The organism is Bradyrhizobium sp. (assembly GCF_049512235.1).
Classification (GTDB): Bacteria; Pseudomonadota; Alphaproteobacteria; order Rhizobiales; family Xanthobacteraceae; genus Bradyrhizobium.
In genome coordinates, this window is record NZ_JBEKXH010000035.1 from 1 (window position 1) to 24,995 (window position 24,995).

At 62.0% G+C, this 24,995-nt stretch carries 21 protein-coding genes and 1 pseudogene; 11 read left to right on the forward strand and 11 right to left on the reverse strand.

The window, feature by feature from the left end; genetic code table 11:
* Positions 1-29: 29 nt before the first annotated feature.
* The 6 genes from ABSG20_RS05330 to ABSG20_RS05355 all read left to right on the forward strand — a co-directional run bounded on the left by ABSG20_RS05330 (position 30) and on the right by ABSG20_RS05355 (position 7,299).
* Entirely contained in the window at positions 30-851 is an 822-nt protein-coding gene (locus ABSG20_RS05330; RefSeq protein ID WP_423863451.1) for an ABC transporter ATP-binding protein, read from the forward strand.
* Positions 848-2,779: a long-chain fatty acid--CoA ligase gene (locus tag ABSG20_RS05335; protein WP_423863452.1), complete on the forward strand. Its 1,932-nt coding sequence runs from the start codon at positions 848-850 to the stop codon at positions 2,777-2,779. Before ABSG20_RS05330 ends, ABSG20_RS05335 begins: the two co-directional genes overlap by 4 nt.
* Positions 2,780-2,951: 172 nt before the next feature.
* On the forward strand, positions 2,952-3,845 hold the full coding sequence (locus ABSG20_RS05340) for a branched-chain amino acid ABC transporter permease (RefSeq protein WP_423863453.1): 894 nt from the start codon (positions 2,952-2,954) through the stop codon (positions 3,843-3,845).
* A 5-nt stretch (positions 3,846-3,850) separates the two neighbouring features.
* Complete coding sequence (locus ABSG20_RS05345; RefSeq protein ID WP_423863454.1) at positions 3,851-4,924, forward strand: branched-chain amino acid ABC transporter permease; 1,074 nt, start codon at positions 3,851-3,853, stop codon at positions 4,922-4,924.
* Between the two features lie 57 nt (positions 4,925-4,981).
* Positions 4,982-6,265, forward strand: coding sequence for an ABC transporter substrate-binding protein (locus ABSG20_RS05350; RefSeq protein ID WP_423863455.1), 1,284 nt, complete (start codon positions 4,982-4,984; stop codon positions 6,263-6,265).
* Positions 6,266-6,459: 194 nt separating this feature from the next.
* On the forward strand, positions 6,460-7,299 hold the full coding sequence (locus ABSG20_RS05355) for an ABC transporter ATP-binding protein (protein ID WP_423863456.1): 840 nt from the start codon (positions 6,460-6,462) through the stop codon (positions 7,297-7,299).
* Between the two features lie 30 nt (positions 7,300-7,329).
* On the opposite strand, the gene ABSG20_RS05360 is transcribed toward ABSG20_RS05355, so the two are convergent.
* A complete protein-coding gene (locus tag ABSG20_RS05360) occupies positions 7,330-8,490 on the reverse strand; it encodes an AGE family epimerase/isomerase (protein WP_423863457.1) in 1,161 nt (386 codons plus the stop codon).
* A 156-nt stretch (positions 8,491-8,646) separates the two neighbouring features.
* On the opposite strand from ABSG20_RS05360, the gene ABSG20_RS05365 reads away from it, so the two are divergent.
* Entirely contained in the window at positions 8,647-9,879 is a 1,233-nt protein-coding gene (locus tag ABSG20_RS05365) for a phenylacetate--CoA ligase family protein (RefSeq protein WP_423863458.1), read from the forward strand.
* A 9-nt stretch (positions 9,880-9,888) separates the two neighbouring features.
* Here ABSG20_RS05365 and ABSG20_RS05370 read toward each other — a convergent pair whose 3' ends face one another.
* From ABSG20_RS05370 to ABSG20_RS05380, 3 genes are read right to left on the reverse strand one after another with little or no spacing between them, the layout of a single operon-like run.
* On the reverse strand, positions 9,889-11,001 hold the full coding sequence (locus ABSG20_RS05370; RefSeq protein WP_423863459.1) for a DegT/DnrJ/EryC1/StrS family aminotransferase: 1,113 nt from the start codon (positions 10,999-11,001) through the stop codon (positions 9,889-9,891).
* 11 nt (positions 11,002-11,012) lie between these two features.
* The gene (locus ABSG20_RS05375; RefSeq protein WP_423863460.1) at positions 11,013-11,480 is read right to left on the reverse strand and encodes an acyltransferase; all 468 of its coding nucleotides are present in this window, start codon (positions 11,478-11,480) and stop codon (positions 11,013-11,015) included.
* Positions 11,477-12,541, reverse strand: coding sequence for a Gfo/Idh/MocA family protein (locus ABSG20_RS05380; protein WP_423863461.1), 1,065 nt, complete (start codon positions 12,539-12,541; stop codon positions 11,477-11,479). The genes ABSG20_RS05375 and ABSG20_RS05380 overlap by 4 nt, the downstream gene beginning before the upstream one ends.
* A 275-nt stretch (positions 12,542-12,816) precedes the next feature.
* On the opposite strand from ABSG20_RS05380, the gene rfbB reads away from it, so the two are divergent.
* Together rfbB and ABSG20_RS05390 are read left to right on the forward strand one after the other, a co-directional pair.
* Positions 12,817-13,929 carry a dTDP-glucose 4,6-dehydratase gene (gene rfbB / locus ABSG20_RS05385; RefSeq protein ID WP_423863462.1) on the forward strand — a complete coding sequence of 371 codons (1,113 nt, stop codon included), beginning with the start codon at positions 12,817-12,819 and terminating at the stop codon, positions 13,927-13,929.
* Between the two features lie 172 nt (positions 13,930-14,101).
* Entirely contained in the window at positions 14,102-14,833 is a 732-nt protein-coding gene (locus ABSG20_RS05390) for a class I SAM-dependent methyltransferase (RefSeq protein WP_423863463.1), read from the forward strand.
* Positions 14,834-14,860: 27 nt separating this feature from the next.
* Here ABSG20_RS05390 and ABSG20_RS05395 read toward each other — a convergent pair whose 3' ends face one another.
* From ABSG20_RS05395 to ABSG20_RS05420, 6 genes are all read right to left on the reverse strand, one after another.
* Positions 14,861-15,976: a glycosyltransferase family 4 protein gene (locus tag ABSG20_RS05395; protein ID WP_423863464.1), complete on the reverse strand. Its 1,116-nt coding sequence runs from the start codon at positions 15,974-15,976 to the stop codon at positions 14,861-14,863.
* 120 nt (positions 15,977-16,096) lie between these two features.
* Positions 16,097-17,212 carry a DegT/DnrJ/EryC1/StrS family aminotransferase gene (locus ABSG20_RS05400; RefSeq protein WP_423863465.1) on the reverse strand — a complete coding sequence of 372 codons (1,116 nt, stop codon included), beginning with the start codon at positions 17,210-17,212 and terminating at the stop codon, positions 16,097-16,099.
* Positions 17,213-17,222: 10 nt separating this feature from the next.
* Entirely contained in the window at positions 17,223-18,314 is a 1,092-nt protein-coding gene (locus ABSG20_RS05405) for a glycosyltransferase family protein (RefSeq protein WP_423863466.1), read from the reverse strand.
* A 191-nt stretch (positions 18,315-18,505) separates the two neighbouring features.
* Entirely contained in the window at positions 18,506-19,204 is a 699-nt protein-coding gene (locus ABSG20_RS05410) for an NDP-hexose 2,3-dehydratase family protein (RefSeq protein WP_423863467.1), read from the reverse strand.
* On the reverse strand, positions 19,204-20,304 hold the full coding sequence (locus ABSG20_RS05415) for a DegT/DnrJ/EryC1/StrS family aminotransferase (protein ID WP_423863468.1): 1,101 nt from the start codon (positions 20,302-20,304) through the stop codon (positions 19,204-19,206). The genes ABSG20_RS05410 and ABSG20_RS05415 overlap by 1 nt, the downstream gene beginning before the upstream one ends.
* 28 nt (positions 20,305-20,332) lie before the next feature.
* Positions 20,333-21,283 carry a Gfo/Idh/MocA family protein gene (locus ABSG20_RS05420; protein WP_423863469.1) on the reverse strand — a complete coding sequence of 317 codons (951 nt, stop codon included), beginning with the start codon at positions 21,281-21,283 and terminating at the stop codon, positions 20,333-20,335.
* 343 nt (positions 21,284-21,626) lie between these two features.
* Here ABSG20_RS05420 and rfbA point away from each other — a divergent pair, with 343 nt between their 5' ends.
* Complete coding sequence (gene rfbA, locus ABSG20_RS05425; protein ID WP_423863470.1) at positions 21,627-22,505, forward strand: glucose-1-phosphate thymidylyltransferase RfbA; 879 nt, start codon at positions 21,627-21,629, stop codon at positions 22,503-22,505.
* Between the two features lie 263 nt (positions 22,506-22,768).
* On the opposite strand, the gene ABSG20_RS05430 is transcribed toward rfbA, so the two are convergent.
* Positions 22,769-23,485 (reverse strand): hypothetical protein, encoded by a 717-nt coding sequence (locus tag ABSG20_RS05430; RefSeq protein WP_423863471.1) that lies wholly within the window; start codon positions 23,483-23,485, stop codon positions 22,769-22,771.
* Positions 23,486-23,912: 427 nt separating this feature from the next.
* Between ABSG20_RS05430 and ABSG20_RS05435 the strand changes: the two are divergent.
* A pseudogene (locus ABSG20_RS05435) lies at positions 23,913-24,995 on the forward strand (autotransporter); the annotation flags it as partial.

Here is a 24,995-nt window from a genome sequence, read left to right on the forward strand (position 1 = left end):
CGCGTCAAGCGCCGTATCTGGAGGAATAAGTGGCTTACGGTTTGGAAGTGCGCGGGGTGTCACTGCGCTTTGGTGGCGTGCGTGCGCTCACCGAAGTCAGCTTTGGCGTCAATGAGGGCGAGTTGTTCTCGATCATCGGGCCCAACGGCGCCGGCAAGACCTCGATCGTCAACTGCATCTCGGGCCGCTACCGGCCGACCGAGGGGCAATTGTTCTATCGCGGGCAGGACATCACCGCGCTCAATCCCAACGCCCGGCCCCGGCTCGGCATCGGCCGCACCTTCCAGAACCTCGCGCTGTTTCATCATATGAGCGTGCTCGACAACATCATGGTCGGGCGGCATCATTTGTTGAAGAACAATTTCATCACGGGATCGCTCTACTGGTTCACCGGCGCACGGCGCGAGGAGCTTGAGCATCGCCGCAAGGTCGAGGAGATCATCGACTTCCTCGACCTGCAATCGGTGCGCAAGGCCACCGCCGGCACGCTGCCTTACGGCTTGCGCAAGCGTGTCGAACTCGCGCGCGCGATGGCGCTGGAGCCGCAGCTGATCCTGCTCGATGAGCCGATGGCCGGCATGAACTTCGAGGAAAAGGAGGACATGGCGCGCTACATCGTCGATCTCAACGAAGAGTTCGGCATGACGGTGATGATGATCGAGCACGACATGGGCGTGGTGATGGATATCTCCCACCGCGTCATGGTGCTGGATTTCGGCCGCAAGATCGCCGAAGGCGATCCTGCCGCGGTGCTGGCCGATCCCCATGTCAAGCGCGCTTATCTCGGCGAAGAGGACGAAGTTCTGGTCGATCCGAATGATGCGCCGGCGCCCGCGGAGAGCGCGGCATGATGGATTATGCCGGCCGCGTCGCCAAGGCCGATACCTACCCAAAACTGTTGCGCCTCAACGCGCGCGAGCATGGCGGCCAGATCGCGCTGCGCGAAAAGGATCTTGGACTTTGGAAACCCTTCAGCTGGGACGATTATCAGAGGCGGGTGCACGACTTTGCCCTCGGCATGGCCGGGCTCGGCCTCGGCCGCGGCGACGTCATCGGCATCATCGGCGACAACCGGCCGGACTGGGTGGCGGCCGAAATCGCCAGCCACGCCATCGGCGCCATGAGCCTTGGTCTCTATCGCGACGTGCTGGATGAGGAAGCGGCCTATCTCTTGAGCTATGGCGAGGCCAGACTGGTGTTCGCCGAGGACGAGGAGCAGGTCGACAAGCTGCTGACGCTCGCCGACCGCGTGCCCAACCTCAGACACATTGTTTATTCCGATCCGCGGGGATTGCGGAAATATGACGATCCCCGCCTGATGGCAGCCGACAAGCTGGCCGCAATGGGGCGCGACCGCGCCGCCCGCGAGCCCGGCCTCTACGACCAATTGGTCGACGCAACCTCTGGCGAGGATGTTGCGATCCTCTGCACCACCTCCGGCACCACGGCGCATCCGAAACTCGCCATGCTGGCGGCGGGGCGGGTGCTGCGGCATTGCGCGGCCTATCTTGAATTCGATCCCAAGGGGCCCGAAGACGAATACGTCTCGGTGCTGCCGCTGCCGTGGATCATGGAACAGGTCTATGTGCTCGGCAAAGGCCTGCTGTGCCGGATGAAGATCAACTTCGTCGAACGGCCGGACACCATGATGAACGATTTCCGCGAGATCGCGCCGACGTTTGTCCTGTTCGCGCCAAGGGTCTGGGAAGCTATCGCCGCCGATGTCCGCGCCGGGGTGATGGACTCCTCGCCGCTGAAACAGCGCCTCTATGAGCTTGGCATGAAGACCGGGCTATCGGCGCTCGCCCGGGGCGGCCATTCTGCCATCGCGGATAGGCTGCTGTTCCGCGCGTTGCGCGACCGCCTGGGCTTCACGCGACTGCGCTCGGCGGCGACCGGCGGCGCCGCGCTCGGTCCCGACACCTTCAAATTCTTTCAAGCCATGGGCGTGCCGCTGCGTACGCTGTACGGCCAGACCGAATTGCTAGGGGCCTACACGCTGCATCCGTTCGGCAAGGTCGACCCCGATACGACCGGCGTAGCGATGGCCGACAACATCGAAATCCGTATCGAGAATCCGGACATTCATGGCGTCGGCGAGATCGTGGTCCGCCACCCCAACATGTTTCTCGGCTACTACAAAAGCCCGGAAGCCTCCGCCGCCGACGTCAAAGATGGCTGGATGCAGTCGGGCGACGCCGGCTATTTCAACGCCAACAAGCAGCTCGTGGTGATCGACCGCATCAAGGATCTCGCGGAAACCGCGCGCGGCGAGCGTTTCTCGCCGCAATATATCGAGAACAAGCTGAAATTCTCGCCCTACATCGCCGAGGCGGTGGTGTTGGGCGCCGGCCGCGAGGCACTCGCGGCGATGATCTGCATCCGCTTCTCGATCATCGCGAAATGGGCCGAGAAAAAACGCATTGCCTTCACCACCTACACCGACCTCGCCTCGCGGCCGGAAGTCTACGCGCTGCTGCGGCAGCAAGTCGAAACCGTCAACGCCACGCTGCCGCCGGCGCAGCGCATTTCCAGGTTCCTTTTGCTCTACAAGGAGCTCGACGCCGACGACGGCGAATTGACGCGCACCCGGAAGGTCCGCCGCAGCGTCATCAATGAAAAATACGCAGACATCATCGACGCCATCTATGCCGGCAAGCGCGAGATTGCCGTCGACACCGTGATCCGCTTCCAGGACGGCACCACCCAGCGCGTCCGCACCACGCTTGGGGTGGTGGATTTGACGGGCGCTGCGGCAATGGCCGAGGCCGCGGAATGAGGGGACTCACTTCAGCATTCCGCGCTTGCGGAACCCCTCCTCACCCGGCCTGCGTTTGGCGATACTTCGCGTCGTCAAGCGCGGGCCGAGGAGAGCCAAGCGCGATGCCGCCGCATCACCTCTCCCCGCTTGCGGTCGCAAGCGGGGAGAGGTTAGCACCTCGCATGATAACATGAACCTGCAGTTCCTGATCCAGCTCCTGGTCAACGGCCTCGTGGTCGGCACGCTCTATGGCGTGGTCGCGATGTCGTTTGTGCTGATCTACAAGGCCACGCAAGTGGTCAACTTCGCGCAGGGCGAATTGCTCCTGGTCGGCGCCTGGGTGTGCTGGACGCTGTTGACAAAATACCAGGTGCCGTTCTGGGTCGGCATGCCGCTGACGCTCGCCTTCATGTTCGTGTTCGGCATCGCGATCCAGATCGTGATCCTGCGGCCGATGATCGGCGAGCCGATCATTTCGGTGATCATGGTCACGATCGGGCTGTCGACGGTGTTCCAGGCGGCGCTGAAATGGATATTCGGGGTCAATCCACAGCCGTTCCCGCGGGTGTTCACCAGCCAATCCCTGAGCTTCCTCGGCCTGCAGATCCAGACCGTCTATGTGATGAGCCTCGTGGTCTCGGTGGCGATGATGATCGGCATGGCCTGGTTTTTCCGGGTCTCGAAATATGGCCTGGCGATGCGCGCCACCGCCTTCAACCAGCAGGTGGCGCAGTCGCTCGGCATTTCCGTCAAGAACGTGTTCGCGATGGCCTGGGCGATCTCCGCCACCATCTCTGCGGTGGCGGGCGTCGTGGTCGCCGTCGTCAACGGCGTGTCGTCGGGCCTGTCCGAATATGGCATCAAGGTATTTCCGGCGGCGATCCTGGGCGGGCTCGACTCGATCGGAGGCGCGGTGCTCGGCGGCATCATCATCGGGCTGCTCGAAAACGCCGCGCAGTATGTCGACAGCGAATATCTGCACTGGGGCAATCTTTACGAGATCGCGCCGTTCTACGTGCTGATCATCATCCTGATGATCAAACCCTACGGCCTGTTCGGCACCAAAGACATCGAGCGGATCTAAATCGCATGGCAACTCCCTCGCAGATCCCGGCCGGCGACTTCCGCACAACTTACGCGGCCGACACCACGATCTTTCCGACCACGACCAGCCGCAATGCCGCGATCCTCGGCATCGTACTGGTCTGCTTTGCGCCGCTGGTGCTGACCGAATACTGGCTCAGCATCCTGATCCAGATCGGCATCTTCGCCATCGCGGCCCTTGGCCTCAACATCCTGGTCGGCTTTACCGGGCAGATTTCGATCGGCCACGCCGCGTTCTTTCTGTTCGGCGCCTTCACCTCGGCCTATATTTCGAACAATCTGCCGATCCCGGTATTCTTCGCCATTCCGCTGGCGGGCGTGGTGACGGCGCTGGTCGGCCTCATCTTCGGCGTGCCGGCAGCGCGGCTGAAGGGACTTTATCTCGTTATCGCAACGCTGGCCGCGCAATACATCCTGCTCGATTTCTTCTCGCGCGCCGATTGGTTTTCCGGCGGCTCGGTGCCGGCCAGCGCCAATCCATTCTCGATTCTGGGCTACACCTTCCGCGGCGACAGACAATATTTCTACGTCGTGCTGGCCTATGTCGTGGTCAGCTACCTTCTTGTCACCAACCTGATGCGCACCCGCGACGGCCGCGCGCTGGTGGCGATCCGCGACCATTACCTCTCCGCCGAGATCATGGGCATCAACCTGACAAAATACCGCACGCTGTCGTTTGGACTGGCGGCGTTCTTTGCCGGCATCGCCGGCGCGCTCTACGCGCATTACCAGCTGGTTGTCTCCAACGAGGGTTTCGGCATCGAACGTTCCATCCTGTTTCTGGCGATGATCATCATCGGCGGCACCGGCTCGATCATGGGCACGCTGATGGGCACCGCCTTCGTGGTGCTGCTGCCGGAATCCATCGAGTGGATCAGCCAGGGCCTCAAGGGCAGCGCGATCGACAAGGCGCTGTCGCTCAACAACAACATCACGTTTTTGCGCGAGATCGCGATCGGGCTGATCATCATCGCATTCTTGATGTTCGAACCGGACGGGCTGGCGCATCGCTGGCGCCAGATCAAGACCTACTGGAAACTCTACCCGTTTTCGCATTGAGGTTGGAACAAGACGGGCTACAATCGCACCCAACAAACCTGACGGAGGAAATAGGACATGACGATGAAATCCCTGTTGCGCACGGTTTCGCTGGCGCTGCTGCTCGGCGGCGCGGCGTCGGTGGCGCAGGCGCAGATCGCGATCGGCCATCTTGCGGATTATTCCGGCGGCACCTCGGACGTCGGCACGCCCTTCGGGCAGGGCGTCGCCGATACTTTCGCCTGGGTCAACAAGAACGGCGGCGTCGGCGGCAAGCAGCTCAACGTCGATACCAACGATTACGGCTATCAGGTGCCGCGCGCGATCGCGCTCTACAAGAAGTGGTCCGCCCCCGACGGCAAGGTCGCGGCGATCGTGGGCTGGGGCACGGCGGACACCGAAGCGCTGACCGGCTTTCTGGCGCAGGACAAGATCCCGGATATCTCAGGTTCCTACGCCGCCGCCCTGACCGATCCCGAGGGCACCAGCGGCAAGGCAAAACCCGCGCCCTATAATTTCTTCTATGGCCCGAGCTACTCGGATGCGCTGCGCGCTGAACTGACCTGGGCGGCCGAAGACTGGAAGGCCAAGGGCAAGCCGGGCAAACCGAAATTCGTGCATATGGGCGCCAACCACCCCTATCCCAACGCGCCCAAGGCCGCCGGCGAGGCACTCGCGACCGAGCTCGGCTTCGACGTGCTGCCGCCTTTGGTATTCGCGCTGGCGCCGGGCGACTACAGCGCACAGTGCCTCAGCCTGAAGAGTTCCGGCGCCAATTACGCCTATCTCGGCAACACCGCCGCCTCCAACATCTCGGTCATGAAAGCCTGCAAGACCGCCGGTGTCGACGTCCAGTTCCTCAGCAACGTCTGGGGCATGGATGAGAACGCCGCCAAGGCGGCCGGCGATGCCGCCGACGGCGTCATCTTCCCGTTGCGCACCGCGGTCGGCTGGGGCGGAAACGCGCCCGGCATGAAAACCGTGATGGAAATTTCCAAGATGTCGGACCCGACCGGCAAGGTCTATCGTCCCGTGCACTACATCGCGGCGGTCTGCACCGCGCTATACATGAAGGAAGCCATCGAGTGGGCCGCGGGTAACGGCGGCGCCACCGGAGAAAACGTGGCCAAAGGCTTCTACCAGAAAAAGGATTGGGTGCCGGCCGGCATGGAAGGCGTCTGCAATCCCTCGACCTGGACCGAGAAGGACCATCGCGCCATGCTCAAGGTCGATCTCTACCGCGCGAAAATCTCGGGGCCGACCGATGGCGATCTCAACGATCTCATGGCCAAGGGCACCATCAAGCTGGAGAAGGTCAAGACCGTGGAACTGCCGCGCAAGCCGGAATGGTTCGGGTGGTAAGGTAACGGCCGAGATTGTCCACAGAGCGCCCAATCCACTCTGTCGTCATCCCCGCGAAGGCGGGGATCCAGTACGCCGCGGCCCTATCGATTTAGCCCAGGCGCCTCTGGAATACTGGATCACCCGCTTTCGCGGGTGATGACGGGCAGGGGGTGGAACCGAGCGCGGCGCTTTACCGGCTGCCGGAACACGCCATGACTGAAGCCACCGCCGCCACGAACCCGCCAACAGTCCTGACCGCCGCTGCCCCGCTGCTCAGCGTACGCAATATCGAGGTGGTCTATGACGATGTCATCCTGGTGCTGCGGGGTCTAAGCCTCGAAGTCCAGCAGGGCGCGATCGTGGCGCTGCTCGGCGCCAACGGCGCCGGCAAGTCGACGACGCTGAAGGCAATCTCCGGACTGCTCAAGACCGAAGACGGCGAAGTCACCCGTGGCGAAATCGTGTTCAACGGCGAGCGCATCAATGGCATCGATCCCGACAAGATCGTGCGCCGCGGCATCTTCCAGGTGATGGAGGGCCGCCGCATCATCTCCGACATGACGTCGCTGGAAAACTTGCGGCTCGGGGCGTTTACCCGCCGTGACGGCGAAGTCGGCGCCGATATCGAGATGGTCTATAATTACTTCCCGCGCCTGAAGGAGCGTACCGGGCTCGCCGGCTACCTCTCCGGCGGCGAACAGCAGATGCTGGCGATCGGCCGCGCGCTGATGGCGCGCCCGAAGATGATCCTGATGGACGAGCCGTCGATGGGATTGTCGCCCTTGCTGGTCAAGGAAGTCTTCGCAATCATCCGGCAGATCAACCGCGATCTCGGCGTCACGATCCTGCTGGTCGAGCAGAACGCCCGCGCCGCGCTATCGGTCGCGAGCCACGGCTACATCATGGAACAGGGCAAGGTGGTGCTCGACGGCACGGCCTCCGAGCTGCGCGACAATGAAGACGTCAAGGAGTTTTATCTCGGCGGCGCCGGTGATCAGCGCAAGAGTTTTAAGAATCTGAAAAGTTTTAAAAGACGGAAGCGATGGCTGTGAGCCCGCTTTCCCTCGTCGTCATTCCGGGCTTCAGCCCAGCACCCGTTCGGCTTCCGCGACCGCGCCAAGCACGTGATAAAACGACGACGCCGGGATCGTAGCCACCAGCGAGCGGCCGTCGCGATCGAACTGATCGTACCAGCCGCCGGCGACGGGATGCCTGAGATAATGCCGTTCGAGCCGCGCTAATGCCGCGCGGGCTTGTTCGGCGGCGCCCGTTTCGCCCGCCTCGGCCTGCGCGATCCAGGCCTTGGCGATTTCAGTTTGCGGCCACAGCCGCCGGCTATGCCTCCTGATATTGCCCGCGGCGTCGCCCTCATCGGTCAGGCATTGCGTCGCCTCGTCGCGATAACGCAGCGCCGAAGCCAGCAGCGCGGCGCGATGCCGCCCGGTCGGACAACCCGTAATTCGTTCGAAACCCCGGAGCAGCCAGACCCATTCCGCCTGATGTCCGGGTTCGACGCAGACCGGCTCGATCCTCGACCAATCCTCCTCGAAATATTCTCCAAGCACATTGGTTTGCTTGTCGTAGAGATTGGCGAGAAACAGCGCAAAGAATTCCCCGGCGCGATTCTGGAACGCCGCCTCATGGGTCGCGTCGAACGCTGCGATCATGGCTTCGAACAGATGCATCTGCGGGTTCTGCCGCCGCGGCATCGACGCCGGCCATCCTTCCAGGAAGCCGCCGTGGGGCGAGCGCAGCCTGTGATCCAGAAATGAAAGCAGCGCGTCGATTTCGGCGCGGACCTGCGCGTCGCGGTCCAGCGCATAAACGCTTGCCAGTGCCAGCATGACAAAGGCGTGGTCATAGCTATCGCGCAGCGGATGCAGCACCCTGCCGTCCGGCGAAAGCGTATGGACAAAGCCCGGCTGGCCGTCGGGGCTTTTCGCTTTGGTCAACAGATATTCGAGCCCCTTCAGCGCGATCTGGCGGCCCTCGGGATACCAGCCGATTTGCGCCGCCACGGCGAAGCAATGGATCTGCCGGGCTTGCACCAAGACACGCCGGGGGGCGGCAAGGTCGGCGCGGCCTTCCGGATCGAGCCGATCCACGAAGCCGCCGGTCGTTCGATTCCAGCCCGCGCCCGACCATAACGGCAGCGAATGGTCGACGATGCGGTTCTTCAGAACCGCGACGATATCGCCCGCGTCGGTCAGGTTTGCCGTTGTCACAGGATTTGTTTCAACCATGGCCTTTCCCGGCGGATGCGCAGCACCGATACGCTGCGTCTTATTTGTGGTCTGATATCATGTAACATGGCGCTGCTCCTAGCCGCGGCCAGCTGACCGAATTACGACCTCGCCACTTACCACCCGCCAATCGCTCCGGCCACGCAGGGATCGACGATGACCGACCACTACGACGTGCGCGAAACCCGAAGTCCCGCCGAACGGGAAGCGGAGCTGTTTTCGCGGCTGCCGGGGGTGCTGCGCAAGGCGATGGTCGCCCCCGCCCATGCCGAGCGCCTCAGGGACGTCGATCCCGCCGACATCACCAGCCGGACGGCGCTGGCGCGCTTGCCGGTGCTGCGCAAGTCCGATCTCCCCGCCCTGCACAAGGCCGCGCCGCCGTTCGGCGGCCTCGTCAGCGGGCTTCCCAGCTCGTTTGGGCGGCTGTTTACATCGCCGGGCCCGATTTTCGAGCCGGAGCCTCTCCATGCCGACCCCTGGCGCGGCGCCCGGGCGCTGTTCGCGGCGGGATTCAGGCGTGGCGACGTGGTGCTGAACACTTTCAGCTATCACCTGACTCCCGGCGGCTTCATTTTCGACGCCTCGGCGCGCGCGCTCGGTTGCGCGGTCATTCCCGCCGGCCCCGGCAATACCGACGCCCAGTTCGAGGTGATCGAGGCCTATCGCCCGGTCGGCTACAGCGGCACGCCGGATTTCCTCAAAATCCTGCTCGACACAGCCGACGCCGCAGGCCGCGCCCTCTCCTCGATCAGGCGCGCGCTGGTATCAGGCGCCGCATTTCCAAAGTCGCTGCAGGACGCGATAAAGTCGCGCGGCATCGATGCCTATCAGGCCTTCGGCACCGCCGATCTCGGCCTGATCGCCTTCGAGACGGAAGCCCGCGAAGGCATGGTGGTCAACGAGGATCTGATCTTCGAAATCGTGCGGCCCGGCACCGGCGACCCCGTCGCCGAGGGCGACGTCGGCGAGATCGTCGTCACCTCGCTTGATCCTGACCACCCCTGGATTCGGCTCGCGCTCGGCGACCTGACGGCTGCCATGCCCGGCGGAAGCCCGTGTGGACGGACCAACCTGCGGATCAAGGGCTGGATGGGACGCGCCGACCAGACCACCAAGGTCAAGGGCATGTTCGTGCGGCCCGAGCAGATCGCCGAAATCGGCAAGCGCCACCCGCAGCTGGGGCGGCTCCGCCTGGTCGTGACGCGCGAGGGCGAAACCGATGCGATGACGCTCTGGGCCGAATGTGCGGCGCCGGGCGAGGCGCTTCGCAGCGAGACCGCTGCCACGCTGCGCGCAACGACAAAACTTCAGGGCGCTGTCGAGCTGGTGGCACCGGGAAGTCTGCCGAACGATGGCAAGGTGATCTCGGACGAGCGCAAGCCGTCCTGATCGCTCCGGTCAGCGATCGCCGGCCTGAAACGCGCGCACCAGAGTGATGACCTGGTCCAGTTGCTCCCGGGTGATCTCGGCGAACATCGGCAGCGACAGTATCTTGCTCTGCTGACCATACGCGTTCGGAAACTGTTCCGGGCGGTGACCGAGCCGGCTGTAGGCTTCGAGAAAGGGCAACGCGGTCGGATAATTGACCGCGGTCTGCACCCCCTTTGCGTTCAAATGCGCCGCCAGCGCGTCGCGGCGCGGGTGCTTGATCGTATAGAGATGATAGACGTGGCTACGCTCCGGCGCGACCGCGGGAATCACGACATCCTCGATCTGATTGAGACCGGCATCATAGATAGCAGCGGCCTGCCGGCGCGCTTCTGTCCACTTTGGAAGATGCGGCAGTTTGGCCGACAGGATTGCCGCCTGCAGGCCGTCGAGCCGGCTGTTGATGCCTTCGATGCGGTGCTGGTGCTTGCTGAGGCCGCCGTGGCGGGCAAGCATGGTGATGTGCTCGGCCAGTGCGCGGTCGTTGGTGACGACGGCGCCGGCGTCGCCCATCGCACCCAGATTCTTGCCCGGGTAGAACGAATAGGTCGCAGCAGAGCCGAAGGTGCCGACCTGCCGGCCCTTGTAGCGCGCCAGATGGGCCTGCGCGCAATCCTCGATGACCCAGAGCCCGTGCCTGGCCGCGATCGCCATGATCGCGTCCATATCGGCCGGCTGGCCGTAAAGATGAACCGGAATAATGCCGACCGTGCGCGGCGTGATCGCAGCCTCTACGCCAGCGGGATCGATCGTGAAGGTTTGGCCGTCGGTGTCGCAGAACACGACGTCGGCGCCCGAATGGGTGATCATGGCCGAAGTGCTGATCCACGAATGCGCCGTGGTGATGACTTCGTCGCCCGGTTTGACGCGCAGCGCGGCCATCGCCAGGTAGAGCGCGTCGGTGCCGTTGGCGCACGATATGCAATGGCCGATATCAACCGCGGCCGCAAATTCCCGTTCGAAGGCATCGACAAACGGCCCGCGAATGAAGGCGCTGTCGCGGATCACGGCTGATATCGCGGCGTCGATCTCGGTCTTGATGGTCTGATACTGAAGCTGCAAATCCGCTGATGGTACCGGCATTGATCGCCTTTCTATGATTGCGACTTGAGCCGGCGCGCCGGGTTTCCCGCATAGCTTCCGGCCGCCGTAATGTCGCGGGTCACGACCGCGCCCGCCCCGATGACCACATCGTCGGCAATGCGCACCGGCATGATGGTGGCGTTGGAACCGATCGAAACCCGGTTGCCGATCACGGTCTCGCGCCACAGTTCCCTGCGGCCGCCCGCAGGGCCGCCAGTTGCAAAAGTGTCGTTGATGAACATCACGCCATGGCCGACAAAACAATCTTCGCCGATCGTCACCAGTTCGCAGATGAAGCTATGCGACTGCACGCGGGTGCGGGCGCCAATGACCGCGCCGTTCTGAATTTCGGTAAACGGCCCGACGAAGCAATCATCGCCGATGCTGCAGCCATAGAGATTGCAGGGTTCGATGACCCTGACCCGCGCGCCGAATTCGACATCGCGCAGGCAGGCCTTTCGGATATCGGGCGGGTTCACGGCGTCACACCGAGCCGGCACAGACGCGGGGTGAAGTGCAGCGGAACTTCCTCGCCGGTCTCGATCGATTCATAGAGCGCCGAAATCAATTCGAGGCTTTTGCGGCCCTCAATTCCGTCAACCAGCGCGGCGTGTTGATGGACCAGACAGTCGATCACGTGCTGATAATAGGCCTGATGGCCGAAGCCATAGACGTTCGGCGGGTTGACGGAATATTTCTCCAGCACGTCCTTGTCGCTCGGAAGCTCGTCGACGAAACTCCAGTGCCTGATCTGATTGACCGCGAAACCCGCGATTTCCACCGTGCCCCTCTCGCCCAGAATCGACAGCGATCCCTCGAGATCCCTCGGCCGCGCCGCCGTCGTCGCCTCGATGATACCCAGCGCGCCGCTGCGGAATTTCAGGGTTGCCACCGCGGTATCCTCGGCTTCGATCCTGGCAAGCGCAGTGATGGCGCGGGCATGAACGCTGACCACATCGCCGAAAAACCATTCCAGCATGTCGACATGATGGCTGGCCTGGTTCGAGAGCACGCCGCCATCAAAGGCCCAGGTGCCGCGCCAGTCATCCTGATCATAGTAGGCCTGGTCCCGGCACCAGCGCACCCGAACGGTACCCAGAACGAGACGGCCGAACCGTCCGGCCTCCAGCGCCTCGCGCGCCTTGACGACCGGAACGTTGAAGCGGTTCTGTTTGACCACGAACAGCTTGACGCCGGCCAGATCGCAGGCGCGCATCATGTCGTCGGCATCCTGCAGCCGCAGCGCCATCGGCTTTTCGACCACGACGTGCTTGCCGGCCCGGGCGCAGGCGATGACATGCTGCGGGTGCATGCCGCTCGGGGTCAGGACCGCGACGGCATCGATGTCCTTCCGCGCCAGAAAATCCTCGATATCATAATGCGCGGGAACGCCGTACCTCGACGCGATGGCGTCGGCGCGCGCGGCGACGGGATCGCAGACCGCCGCAAGCGTTGCCCGATCGATATGGTTGCCGCCCAGCAAATCGGAATGGCGCTTCGCGATGCGCCCGCAGCCGAGCAGGCCAAATCTGATCATCATTGAAGCTTCCCTCTGCAATCGTCCGCAAAATCCGATCGCGGGGATCTGCAAGTAACATGAGATGCCGTATTTGTCCCACTATTGACGATCAAAATCATAGCGATTATCACTCGACCGCGACGGAATAGCAGCCTCGGGCAGCCGGATTGTTCGGCTGGTTCGTGCATTTGGCCGAACGACATCGTTGGGTTTCCGGGCCGGATCTCCAGCGGAATGGCGGCGGGCTATCCGGTTCAAGGAAGCATTTTCGAGTGTTGGACAATCCGAAACCTCCGATGCAGCGCGTCCTGATCACCGGCGGCGCGGGTTTCATCGGCCAGAACCTCGTGCATGCCTGGCGCGCGGCGCGTCCGGACGACCGGCTGATGGTCCTCGATGCCATGACCTATGCGGCAAACCTGCGAAGTCTCGAACCGCTGATCGCGGATCGCAGCATTCAGTTTGTCAAGGGCGACATCGGCGATGCCGCACTGGTACGATTGCTGTTCGACGAGCATGGCTTCACGCGCGTCGCTCACCTCGCCGCCGAATCTCATGTCGATCGGTCGATCGTCGATCCCGAAGCTTTCCTGAAAACCAACGTGCTCGGCACGTTCACCCTGCTCCAGGCGGCGCTGGATGCGTGGCGCTCGTCAGACCTGATCGGTTGCGCACGTTTCCTGCACGTATCGACCGACGAAGTCTACGGCTCGCTCGGACCGGGCGATCCGGCCTTTTCGGAATCCTCGCCCTACCGCCCCAATTCGCCTTACGCTGCAAGCAAGGCCGCGAGCGACCATCTGGTGCGCGCTTTCGTCACGACCTACGACATGCCCGCGATGATTACCAATTGCTCGAACAATTACGGCCCCTACCAGCACCCCGAGAAGCTGATTCCGCTGATGATCATTCACGCAGTGGAGGGAAAACCGCTGCCGATCTACGGCGACGGCTCCAACATCCGCGACTGGCTGCACGTCTCCGACCATTGCGACGCCCTGATGTCCGTGATCGAACGAGGCCGCATCGGCGAGACCTATAATATCGGTGGCGGCAACGAACAAAACAACCGCGACGTGGTCGGCGCGATCTGCGACACGCTCGACGATGCTTTCGCCGATGATCCCCGCCTTGCCGCGCGCTTTCCCTCGTGTCCCGCGGCTAAGGGGGCCGCCTGCCGCTCGCTCATCGGCTACGTGACCGACCGGCCCGGCCATGACCACCGCTATGCGATCGATGCCGCCAAGCTCGCCGCCGAGCTCGGCAATCGGTGCAGCGTCGGGTTCGAGCACGGACTCCGGCAGACCATCCGCTGGTACCTTGACCGGGAAGACTGGTGGCGCGAGGTGACCAGCGGCGGCTACAAGGCGTGGATCGACAGGAACTACGGCTTTCGTGTCGCGGTCTAGGACATCAGGTAGACCAGCTCCGTTCCACGATGCCCGGTTTCGGCTGTGAACCGACTTTACAGACAGGGTTGTCGCAAGCGTGATTCCGATCGATGCATATGCGAAGGCCCGGACTGCTGGCGACAATCCGATTGAGCTGTCGGATTTGCATCCCGTCGCGTGCGAGTCGCTTGTGCGGATCGGAGCCGAAAATGACGGTGGATATGTCGTCCCGCTGGAAGCGGTCGCCGCAGCCAATGCATTGCTCTCGTTCGGCCTTTCCCACGACTGGACTTTTGAGCGCGATTTCAAGCGGCATAATGCCAAGGCCCTGATCCACTGTTACGACCACACGGTCTCGCTGCTGACGGCGGTCCAGTTTTCGGTCGGTCAGTTGCTGCGTTTCGTCCTGCTGTTCAGGGCAAGCGCACTGCCGAAGGCCTTCAGGTGGATCGATTACCTGCTTTTTTTCCGGGTGGATCGAATTCACTTCAAACAGAGGATCTGGCGCGACCACCAGGACAACAGCGCGACCGTGGCGGATGCCTTCGGCCGGCTACCGGCGCAATGTCAGGTCTTTGTGAAGATGGACATCGAGGGAAGCGAGTATCGCGTCCTTGAAGACCTGCTCCGGCATTCCGGAACGATCGTGGCGATGGCGATCGAATTCCATGACGTCGATATCGTCTCTGGCCTGTTCAATTCTCTGATCGAGAAGGCCAAGCGTGACTTCCATATCGTGCATATTCACGGCAACAACATGGGCGGGATTGCCCCGTTCAATTTTCCGATTGCTCCGGAAATTACCTTCCTCAACAAGCGCTTCTACAATTCGGCGCCGTCGCCATCGCGCTCGCGCTATCCGATCCCCGGATTGGACCGTCCCAATCATCCCGGGCTCCCCGATTTCGTCTTCGAATTTTGAATCCTCGTCGGCGGCGGCCGCGCTCCGCTATCGCAGCTGCCGCAATAGCTCCTGCAATTGGGCGCCATAGCGCTCCGGCGTCATCGCCAGCATCCGGTCTCGTCCCCTTGCTCCAAGCAAGCGCGCCGTCTCGGGGTCGTTTACAATCCTTAGAATGGCTGCTCTGATCGATGCGACGGATTCCGGGTCGAACAGCAGGCCGGCATCGCCGACCTGCTCCGGGATGGCCAGGATACCGGATGCAATAACCGGCGTTCCAACCTGAAATGCCTCGTAGATCGGAATGCTTATGCTTTCAAACAGCGACGGCATTACCAAGGCGGTCGCGAGCTGGTAGATCCCGCGCAAGTCATCCTGCGCCACATAGCCGAGATGAAGAACCTGCTCGCCCAGGCCCAATGTGTCGATCGCCCGCATCACCGCGTCATAGGCCTGGTATTTTTTTCCGGTCAGCACCAGCTTCAAATCGGGCACCTCGGCCACGACCTGCCGAAACGCCTCGATCAGGCGCAAATGATTCTTGTGCGCCCAGAACTGAGCCGGATAGAACAAAAACCTCGCCGGCAGCCGCAGCCGGATTCGCACGGCCCGCAACCGCTCGTTGGACTGGTCTTCGAGGAACTGGCGCAGCGGAGGCGCCGCAATCACCGCGATCCGCGCTTCGGGAACATCAAAGAAACGATGGATGCCCATTTTTACGTGGCTGGATTCGCAGATAACGCGCCGCGCTCGTCCCGACAGCTCCGCATAGACCTGATACCGCCAGGTCCGCCGCCACCAGGAAAAATTGCGGGGCAAATAGTTCTCCTGAAGGTCGTGCAGCGTATAGGCATAAGGCTTCGACGTGTGCAGCAGTGCCAGCGAATAAATCGGGGCCAGCAGGATATCCTCAGAACCAAATGGGTCAGGCAGGCTGATCCGCAGCTTGCGAGCCGTCAGCGCCGCCAATTGCTGGGCCCGGGATTCCGCAAAGCGACGGATCGGGTAACCTAATTCGACAAAGTCCGGATTTTGCGGATCACCATAGAGCGTGATCTCAAAACCGCTGGTATGGCGCAGAGCCTGCAACGTGGACAGCGTATACTGGTAGGTTCCGCCATTGTCGGGTCCGGCGAGCGCGACAACGCCGAGCTTGATCGTCACGTCCGTTACTCCGTCTGTGGGTGCAAGCCGTCCCGGCCCGCCGAGCCCGGCTGATGGTGACACGTCAGACCGCAATCGCGGGCGGCGCCATCACCCGACCCGGAACGCATGCCGCTGCTTTCAAAACGGGCCCAGCTCTCTGAGAATCCGGTTCACCTCCGCGCCGATGCGCCGCACCTCAGGCTGCGTCAGCTCGTAATAGGACGGCAGATTGAGGCCGGTCCGCGACTTGCGCGCCGCGACCGGAAGCGGCGGCTGCCTGTACATCGGCATCGAGGACAGCGCGCAAAAATATGGGCGGGTGTCGATGCCACGCGCCTTTAGTCTCTGCATCAATTCATCCCGCCGCGCTTCGTCCAACCAGTCAACCTCCAGGCACACCATCCAGAACGCGCTCTTGGCCCAGTTTTTTACCCGGTTCAGCCGAACGCCTTCCGTGGTGGCGATCTGCGAACGGTACCAGCTCATGATCTCCGCGCGGCGGTCGAGGAAATCGCCGATGCGTTCCAGCTGCGCCACGCCCAGCGCCGCCTGCAGATTGGTGATGCGATAGTTAAATCCCAGCTCTTCGTGAAAATATCGCCGCCGCGGACTCATGGCATGGTCACGCAGCCGTCTTGCATGCTCGCAGAATTCAGGGTCATTGGTCGTCACCATCCCACCTTCGCCTGTGGTAATGACCTTGTTGCCATAAAAGCTGAACACGCCGCATTTGCCGATGCCGCCGACCCTGCGGCCCTTGTATTCCGCGCCATGCGCTTCGGCTGCGTCTTCGATGACAGCAATACCGTGGGCGTCGCCAATTTCCATCACGGCGTCCATGTCGGCCGGATGACCATAGAGATGGACCGGAATGATCGCTTTGGTACGTTCCGAGAGCAGCGACCTGACCGAGGCAGGATCGATACACAGGGTGTCAGGGGCGATGTCGGCGAGAACAGGCGTTGCCCCGGTATAGGCGACGGCATTCGCCGTCGCCACGAAGGTCAAATCCGGAACGATGACCTCATCGCCCGGTTTGAGTCCAAGCGCCGCGAGCGCGAGGTGAAGGCCTGTGGTGCCGTTGCTCACCGCGATGGCATATTTGGTGCCGCAATAGCGCGCAAAGCCTGCCTCGAACTCATCGATGTATTTTCCGATCGAGGAAACCCATCCGGAATTCAGCGCATCAAGAACAAGCTCCTTTTCGCGGGCCCCGATGAACGGCTTCGAAATTGGAATAAAGCTGTCTGACATGATCGGCCTTCTAGATCGAGGCAACCAGCGCCTCGAAGCGCTGCCATTGAGCCACTTTTGAATAAAGCTCGGATACCATTTCGTGGCCCGCGCGCGCGATGCGCAGTCTTCTTTCGGAGTCCTGGATCAAGCGTCTGACCTGCATTACGGCCTGCTCCGGCGAGTTGTAGGTCGCGATCGTCCGATCATCCCTCATGCCCTCCGGATAATTGCCTGCGTCCGACAGCAGCAAGGCGCCGGCGCCCAGCGCCTCAAAGCAGCGCATGTTGCCGCGGTCCCCGCCGGCCATATCGATCGAACCGTTCAGGACGATTTTGGCGGAGGCAAGCAAATCGTAATAGTCCCGCCCGAATCTTGGCTGCTTCGTGATGGTCCTGATGGCCGCAGGCCGGCGGTGCCGCGCCAGAGGCAGAAATCGTCCGAGCGGAGATTCCGCCAGCCGGCACAGCCGGGACCGGTCCAGATGATACACAATCCTGTACTCTCCGGCCAGTTGCGCCACGGCCTGCAAAACCGCCGCCCGCCGCGCGTGATGGCGTGAATACCCTCCGACGAACAGCACATCGACCGGCCGATGCTCGCGCGCTGCGAACGGCTTCAGTTCCGGATCGTGGGCCGGAAAGAACGTCTCCGTGCGGCATCCCTGCCGCTTCAGAGCCGCCAGAATCGACGGAAAATTACACACCACGAGGTCATAGCCGGCAAACGATACGTTGTTGAAAGGTGCGGCATGCCAGGCGATGATCTTCTTTACGCATCCCGGCAGCCCCTTGACGAAGTCCGCTTTCCAGCCTGTTGCGTCGAGATTGTAGAATATTTCGGCGCGGTGCTCTTCGATCTGGGCTTTCAGGATATCGCTCAATGATGCGCGCGAACTCAGGCCGTGCGCACGCGCCCAGAGCTTCTGAACCTCTGCATCATCGCCATTGGTGAAAAACGCCCATTCGGCCCGCTGATCGACGGGTAGAAGAATGTGCGCCGCCGACTCACGGAAATCGAGGAAAGCGTTGATTCGATCGCCGAATGTCGCGCAGTTCTTGGACAGTTCGCGTAGCCTCGGGCGCAGCGAAGGATAATATCTGCAATTCTGGAAGAGCCTCACAAGTTCGGTGTCCCGACAGCTGTCAGCAAGTGACGAAAACCCAACGGGCGGATTTTGCGTGCTACGACCTGCGACTTTTGGTTGGCAGATATACTGATTGCAGAATTTTGGCAACCCAACGTATCGCAAAGGTCGCAAAGCCCACGCGGCCGGCAAAGCAGGGCTGAGCGTAACCACGCGACAGCCCGCTGTTATATTGGCAGGAGAATGGTCTTCACGAACGGACTGAGCACATTGTCCATCAAGGCGAGTTGCCTGATCTGACTGAGACTGGCCCAGTAAAACATCGCCGTATCGGTTTCGATCACGCGTTCATCTTCCAGGAACACAACAACATTTTCATTCGACTTGCGCCAGAACCGGCCGCCCTCTTCATTGTGCTCCGCCCGATACACGATCCGGATGCCGGCTTTGGCGGTGAGCACTTCCACCATCGGCGGCCGTTTGCCGGCGTGCGCGCGCTTGATATTCGACCATGTGCTCTGGATGGTGGGACAGAGCTGCAGCACGCCGATATTTCCCGGCTCCGCCTTGGCCTGCAGCATAAACTCGACCCCTTTCGCCGGGGTTTCGCGGGCGAGCATGGCGAGGACGCCGCCCTCCGGCTGGGTATAGATCGGCTGGTCCCAGGCGGCCACCTCCCGCAGGCCGCCGCTTTCTACCCTCACACCTTCGACGCCGAAAAATTGCCCGCTCTGGTGACGCCAATTACCTCGCTCGTCGCGCAGCCAGCCGCGAACCGCGTCAAGGCCGATCAGGTCGGCCCTGAACTGAATTGAATGGCGCAGATTCTCGCACCAGGCCAGGATCGGCGCAGCATCCTTGTGCTCGATCTCGCGTGAGGCCGCCACTCGCTCGCGAAACCAGTCGAGATGCGCGCGCTCTGCCATCAGGCGACCTCCTTCAGGGCCGCGATCACCGTGTCGACCTCCTCGGCCCCGAGGTGTGGATACATCGGCAACGAGAATACCCGGCGCGCCTTGCGCTCCGCGACCGGGAATTGCCCTTCGCGGTAACCGAGATCGGCAAAGCCGCGCATGATATGAATAGGCCAGCGGTAGGAGACGTTGCAGTTGATGTCCCGCTTGGCCAATCGCTCCAGCACGCCGTCGCGGTCGGTCGGATGCTCGACCACGTAGACGTAATAGGCATGGCGGCTGTGCGCGTTCTCGCGCGGGGGCACCAGGCCGGTCCCCGCGAGCGCCTGGTCGTAGCGCGCGGCGATGGCGCGGCGGCGCTCGATCCATCCGTCGATCCGCGGCAGCTTGAGCGACAAAATTGCCGCCTGCACTTCGTCGAGACGGGAGTTGTAGCCGTGCCGCTCGGAATAATACTGGGTTTCCATGCCGTAGAAGCGAAGACTGCGCGCCGCACGGGTTACCGCCTCCGCATTGCTCATCACCATGCCGCCGTCGCCATACGCCCCGAGCACCTTGGTCGGATAAAATGAGAAAGATGACGCGTCGCCGATACTGCCAGACTGCCGCTGCTTATAAAGCGCGCCTTGCGACTGCGCACAGTCCTCCATCACTTTAAGCCCGTGCCGCCGGGCAACGGCCATGAGTGGATCGAGATCGACGCACTGGCCATAGAGGTGAACCGGAACGATCGCCGTGGTACGCGGCGTTATCGCCGCCTCGATCTGTTCGACATCCATCAGGAAGTCGTCGTCGCGCACATCGACGAACACCGGCGTGGCGCCGAGCGTGCGGATCGCGGAAACCGTCGGCACCGCGGTATTGGGCACGGTGATGACTTCGTCGCCGGCTTTCACACCCAATGCGGCCAATGCGATGGTGATGGCGTCGGTTCCGCTGTTGACGCCCACACCGCCGGCGACGCCGAGATAGGCTGCCATCTCGCGCTCGAATCTGACAACCTCCTGACTGAGAACGAGGCGACCGGATCGGAATACGCGATCCACCGCTGCAAGAATCTCCTCGCGCAACTCCTCGTATTCACGCCGATAGTCCCAGACGTTGATTGGCATTATTTTCTCACCCGCACGATTTCATGGATCACTGAGTTGCGAGGGCTTGGGCGATGCGGGCCCGGCACGCGGCGTCGGCCATGAGATCGCCATGAAAGCGCTCGCGGTCACCGTTTGCGACCGCAGCCGTGACCGCCTCCAGGAAGCGTACGAAAGTATCTGCGACGTCAAATGTTATGACGCTCTCGACATTGCGGATACGCTGGCGCCATTCCATTCGGTAATCAGCGGGAGGGCTGAACACGCGATCCATTATCACGGAGCCCGACCGTGCCACAACAAGCAAGCGGTTTTGGTACTCCCCCTCGAAGCTGAAATGGCCGGAAAAGATCCCGCCATTCGCCAGCCGCGCCTGTACTGAAAAGCCCATGTCAACGCCGGTGTCGGGATGGCTGCCGCCTGCCAGCGCCGCAAGATGCGAGGGCGGACCGCCGCCGACCATCCGCATCACCGCGGCGCCATAGGGCCCCATGTCCTGTAGGCACCCGCCGCCAAGCTCGCTGTGGTTGCGAAAATTGGCGATCGGAAGCGGCGGAATGATGAACTGGGCATCGACGTGCGTCAGCGGACCGTTTTCGGCGATGAAACCCGCGAGCGCCTCGAACTGAGGATGGTAGCCGAACACGGTTGCCTCAGCCAGGACACGGTTGATGCGCCGCGCTTCCTGCACGGCACGTTCGCTGCCCTCCGACGTGGTCATGGCCGGCTTGTCGACGATGACGTTCTTGCCGGCGCCGAGCGCGGACATCACCCATCGATCATGCATCGCGTTCGGCAGCGAAAGGTAGACGATTTCCGCATCGCTGTGCCGCAGCGCCGCCTCATAATCGCGAAAGAAGCGTCCAGCCTTCGGCCAGCCCGCCGGCGGTGAACGACTCCTGCTGGCAATCGAGATTTCGTCGATCGCCGCAACCTTCGCCGCGGCCGGAATGACGCGTCGTTCCGCGATCGAGGAATAACCGAGCATCAGTAACCGCATTATGGCCCTCGCAACTAACCACAGGATTTACCGCGCCGAGCCGGCTGGCGCGAGACGCCAAGTAAGGGTTTTGGTCGTGATGGCAGGATTTCAACGCCAAGCGTCACAAAGAGCATTGCTATAGCAGCGGCCTTGAGCGCGCAACGCGATCAAGCGCGCCCGATAACTTATTGATATAGCTGAGCTTATGCAAATAGCTTGCAACGGTTGCAAGGCCCGGGCACGTGGCTGATTGAACAAGTGGATGGGTCCTTCTGATGAAAGCGTTTTGAGGTGCGGAAGGGCGCATGCTAACGAGGCGTCGCCGAATTCAGGGCGGCAGCGAACACGAAGAGCATGGCGTATGAATCGCAAAGGGATCGTTCTGGCCGGAGGCCGGGGAACTCGGCTCTATCCACTGACCCTCGCCACCTCTAAGCAATTGCTGCCGATCTACGACAAGCCGCTGATCTATTATTCGCTGACCACGCTGATGCTGGCCGGCATCCGCGAACTCCTGATCATCACCACGCCGGAAGAGATTGCGCAATTCCAGCGCCTGCTCGGCAACGGCCAGCAATGGGGGATCGAGCTGTCCTATGCGATCCAGGACCATCCGGGCGGCATTGCCGAAGCATTTTTGATCGGCAGGGAGTTTCTCGCCGGCAATCCATCAGCGCTGATCCTTGGCGACAACATCTTCTATGGTGACAATCTACGCGCCTTGTTGGGCGTTTCCGCGCAGCAGGCCCGGGGCGCAACCGTTTTTGCCTGTTGGGTCGACGATCCCGAGCGCTACGGCGTGATTGAGTTCGACGCCTCCTACCATCCCCTGCGCATCGTCGAAAAACCGGAAGCGCCGAGATCCAACTACGCCGTCACCGGGCTGTATTTTTACGACGAGCGCGTGGTCGATGTCGTGCGCGAACTGAAGCCCTCGGCGCGGGGCGAACTCGAGATCACCGATCTCAACCAGTGGTATCTCGAGCGCGGCGAACTCCATGTCGAGCGGTTCGGCCGCGGATATGCATGGCTCGATGCTGGCACCCACGAATCCCTGCTGGAGGCCTCGCAGTTCATCTACGTCATCGAGAAGCGCCAGGGCCTGAAGATCGCCTGCCCGGAAGAAATCGCGTTTGCTCAGGGCTTTATCGATGCCGAGCAGCTACTGCGCCTTGCCGAGCCCATGAAAGCGACGGGTTACGGGCAATATCTCATTCGTCAGGCCAGTCTGAAGTCGTGACGGCCAAAGGCAATGGCGTTTTCGAGCGCAAGCCTGCCCCGGACCTGATCCGGGATGGATACCGGTTCGCGTGAAGAAGACGCGTCAAAACAAAAGAACAGAGCCTCGGTTCTGATTCCAATCAGAACCGAAAAGGCTCTGGCGGGATTGGCGGGATCGGCCTTGGTGCAAGGTCGCGACTTGGCTCGAGCGGCTCAACAACCTGCGGATAATCTCTACGTGTCGAACGCGGTATGGCGCCACGCGATGCCGAATCGAACCGGTCACAGCCCGTCTGGCTCCCCGTTCTTCGGCGTCGAACGGGGCACAAAGGGAGCAAAGGACGTGCCCGTGCCTGCAGCCGGCACCACGGTACCCGTGCCTGCGGCCGGCACCACGATCATGCCGTGTGCGGCGGGGGCGCCAGGAGCGCCCGCAGGGCCGCCTGAGGGTCCGAGCACAAGAACCTCGGTGCGATCGGCCTTCTTGAATGTTACTTCGCGCTGCAGGACCGCGCTCAGCAGCCAGCCGGCATAGCTTTCGCCCTGACGCAAACGGACCACCTTCTGGTTGGTCCGATCGAGGAGAATGGCAATCGCATCGTCCCCCCCGACAGCGGCTCCGACCAGGGCTAAAGGCGGCCTTTCCGGCTCCCCGGCTTTCTGCGGCGCGGGCGCCCGGATCTGGGCCACGGCCGGTACCACGTCAGGCTGAGGGTGCCGGGAGGGCGAGAAAATCGGCCGCTCGCGCGTAGCGGTCAGGACCGAGAGCGGAACCGCCCAAAGCGGATTTCCGCTGCGAAGCGACGACTGGGTTGCCGGCCGGTTCGGGCCCGCGATCGGTTTCAGGCGGCCGATCTCAACGACGGCCGGTGCAGCGGCTTCGTCGGAGATGATATCGAGCGTGGCCGAGGTCGCAGCCAGAAGCTGCGACGACAGGCCGGCCAGCATCATCCCGCCGGAAAGCGGGGCAAAGCCGAGAATTTTGGGCCACTTGACCATGTCAGTCCTTCCAGCCGAGAAATGGCCTTCAAAGCAAGCGCCAGCGCCGCTCCCGCCATTGTTAGCCTAGCGGCAAAATCTCGCCTCCGCCAACGCAGTGCGAATCAACGTCAAGCTGTTACCATTTGAAGGGTATCGCAGTAGTACTCACACCGCCTTTCGGATCGTTTAAGCCCCCGCGGGCCGCCAAAAATGTTGCCAAACGGGCACGCCGCGAAAAATAACAGACCTTCCAGTCGGTTCCCCCTCAAAAAATGTGCACGCTTCGTTGCACATACCGGTAGAGCTGTGAGAATGATGCAACGGTGTTCGCGTCCCAGGGCTGGTTTGGACAGGTAGCACGGCATCCAGGTCGATCGAATGTTTGCGGGCCGTGAGTTGCACGCGTGAATTGAAATTCACCCTCGATTCGACCGAGACGAGCGCCATGACCGATGTGATCATTCGGATACCAAAACATGGACTAAGACCGAGGTGGGTGGCGCGGCAATCGCTTGCCATGTTGCTGGCGACCACCGCGCTCGGAGCGGTGCCGGCCTATGCGGTCGACGGGACCTGGCTGAACGCTCCCGGAACCAACGAATGGACGACCGGAACCAACTGGACGTCCAGTCCGAATGTTCCCAATGGCACCGCCACCTTCGATGTCAGCACGGTAACCGGTGTCACGAGCAACGGGCTGGTCACGGTTGGGACCATCGATTTCACCAGTACATCTTCAACCTACACCATCACCACCAACGATGCCTTTCTCATCAATGGCACCGGCGTCACCAACAATAACATCGGAGCCACGCAAACCTTCGATGTCGCCGCCACCTCCAACGCTGCGATGGTGCTTCAGAACTCCAGTTCCGCCAGCTTTGGTCCCGGGCCGGTGATCTACAACAACGCCTTCATTATCTCGCTTACGGGCAGCAGCACCGCCGGCAGCGCCACCGTCAACAACACTGGCGACCTGGAATTCAACAACAACAGCACGGCAGGTGCGGCGACAATCGTCAACGCCGCCACCCTCAATTTTCAGAATTCGAGTTCGGCGGGTTCTGCCCAGATTACAAATGATGCAACCGGAACGATCGCATTCAACCTCACGAGCACCGCCAGCACTTCGACCATCACCAACAGCGGAACCGGAGCCATTGTCGACTTCAACAACACCAGTACCGCCGCGGCCGCAATCATCACCAACAGCGGGACTGGAGCCAACGTCAACTTCAAGGACACCAGCAACGCCGGGACGGCAACCATCACCAACAGCGCGACGGTAAATTTCAACACCAGCGCGTCGGCCGGCAGCGCCGTCATCACCAACAACAACCTCGCAACCATCACGTTTTCCAATTCTTCCAGCGCGGGTAACGCGTCGATCACCAATAATACCGGTGGGACCATCAACTTCAACGACACCAGCACGGCCGGGGCGGCGAATATCAACAGCAGCGGGATCCTGAATTTCAATGCCAGCGCGATGGCAGGCAGCGCCTTCATCGTCAATAACAATAATGCC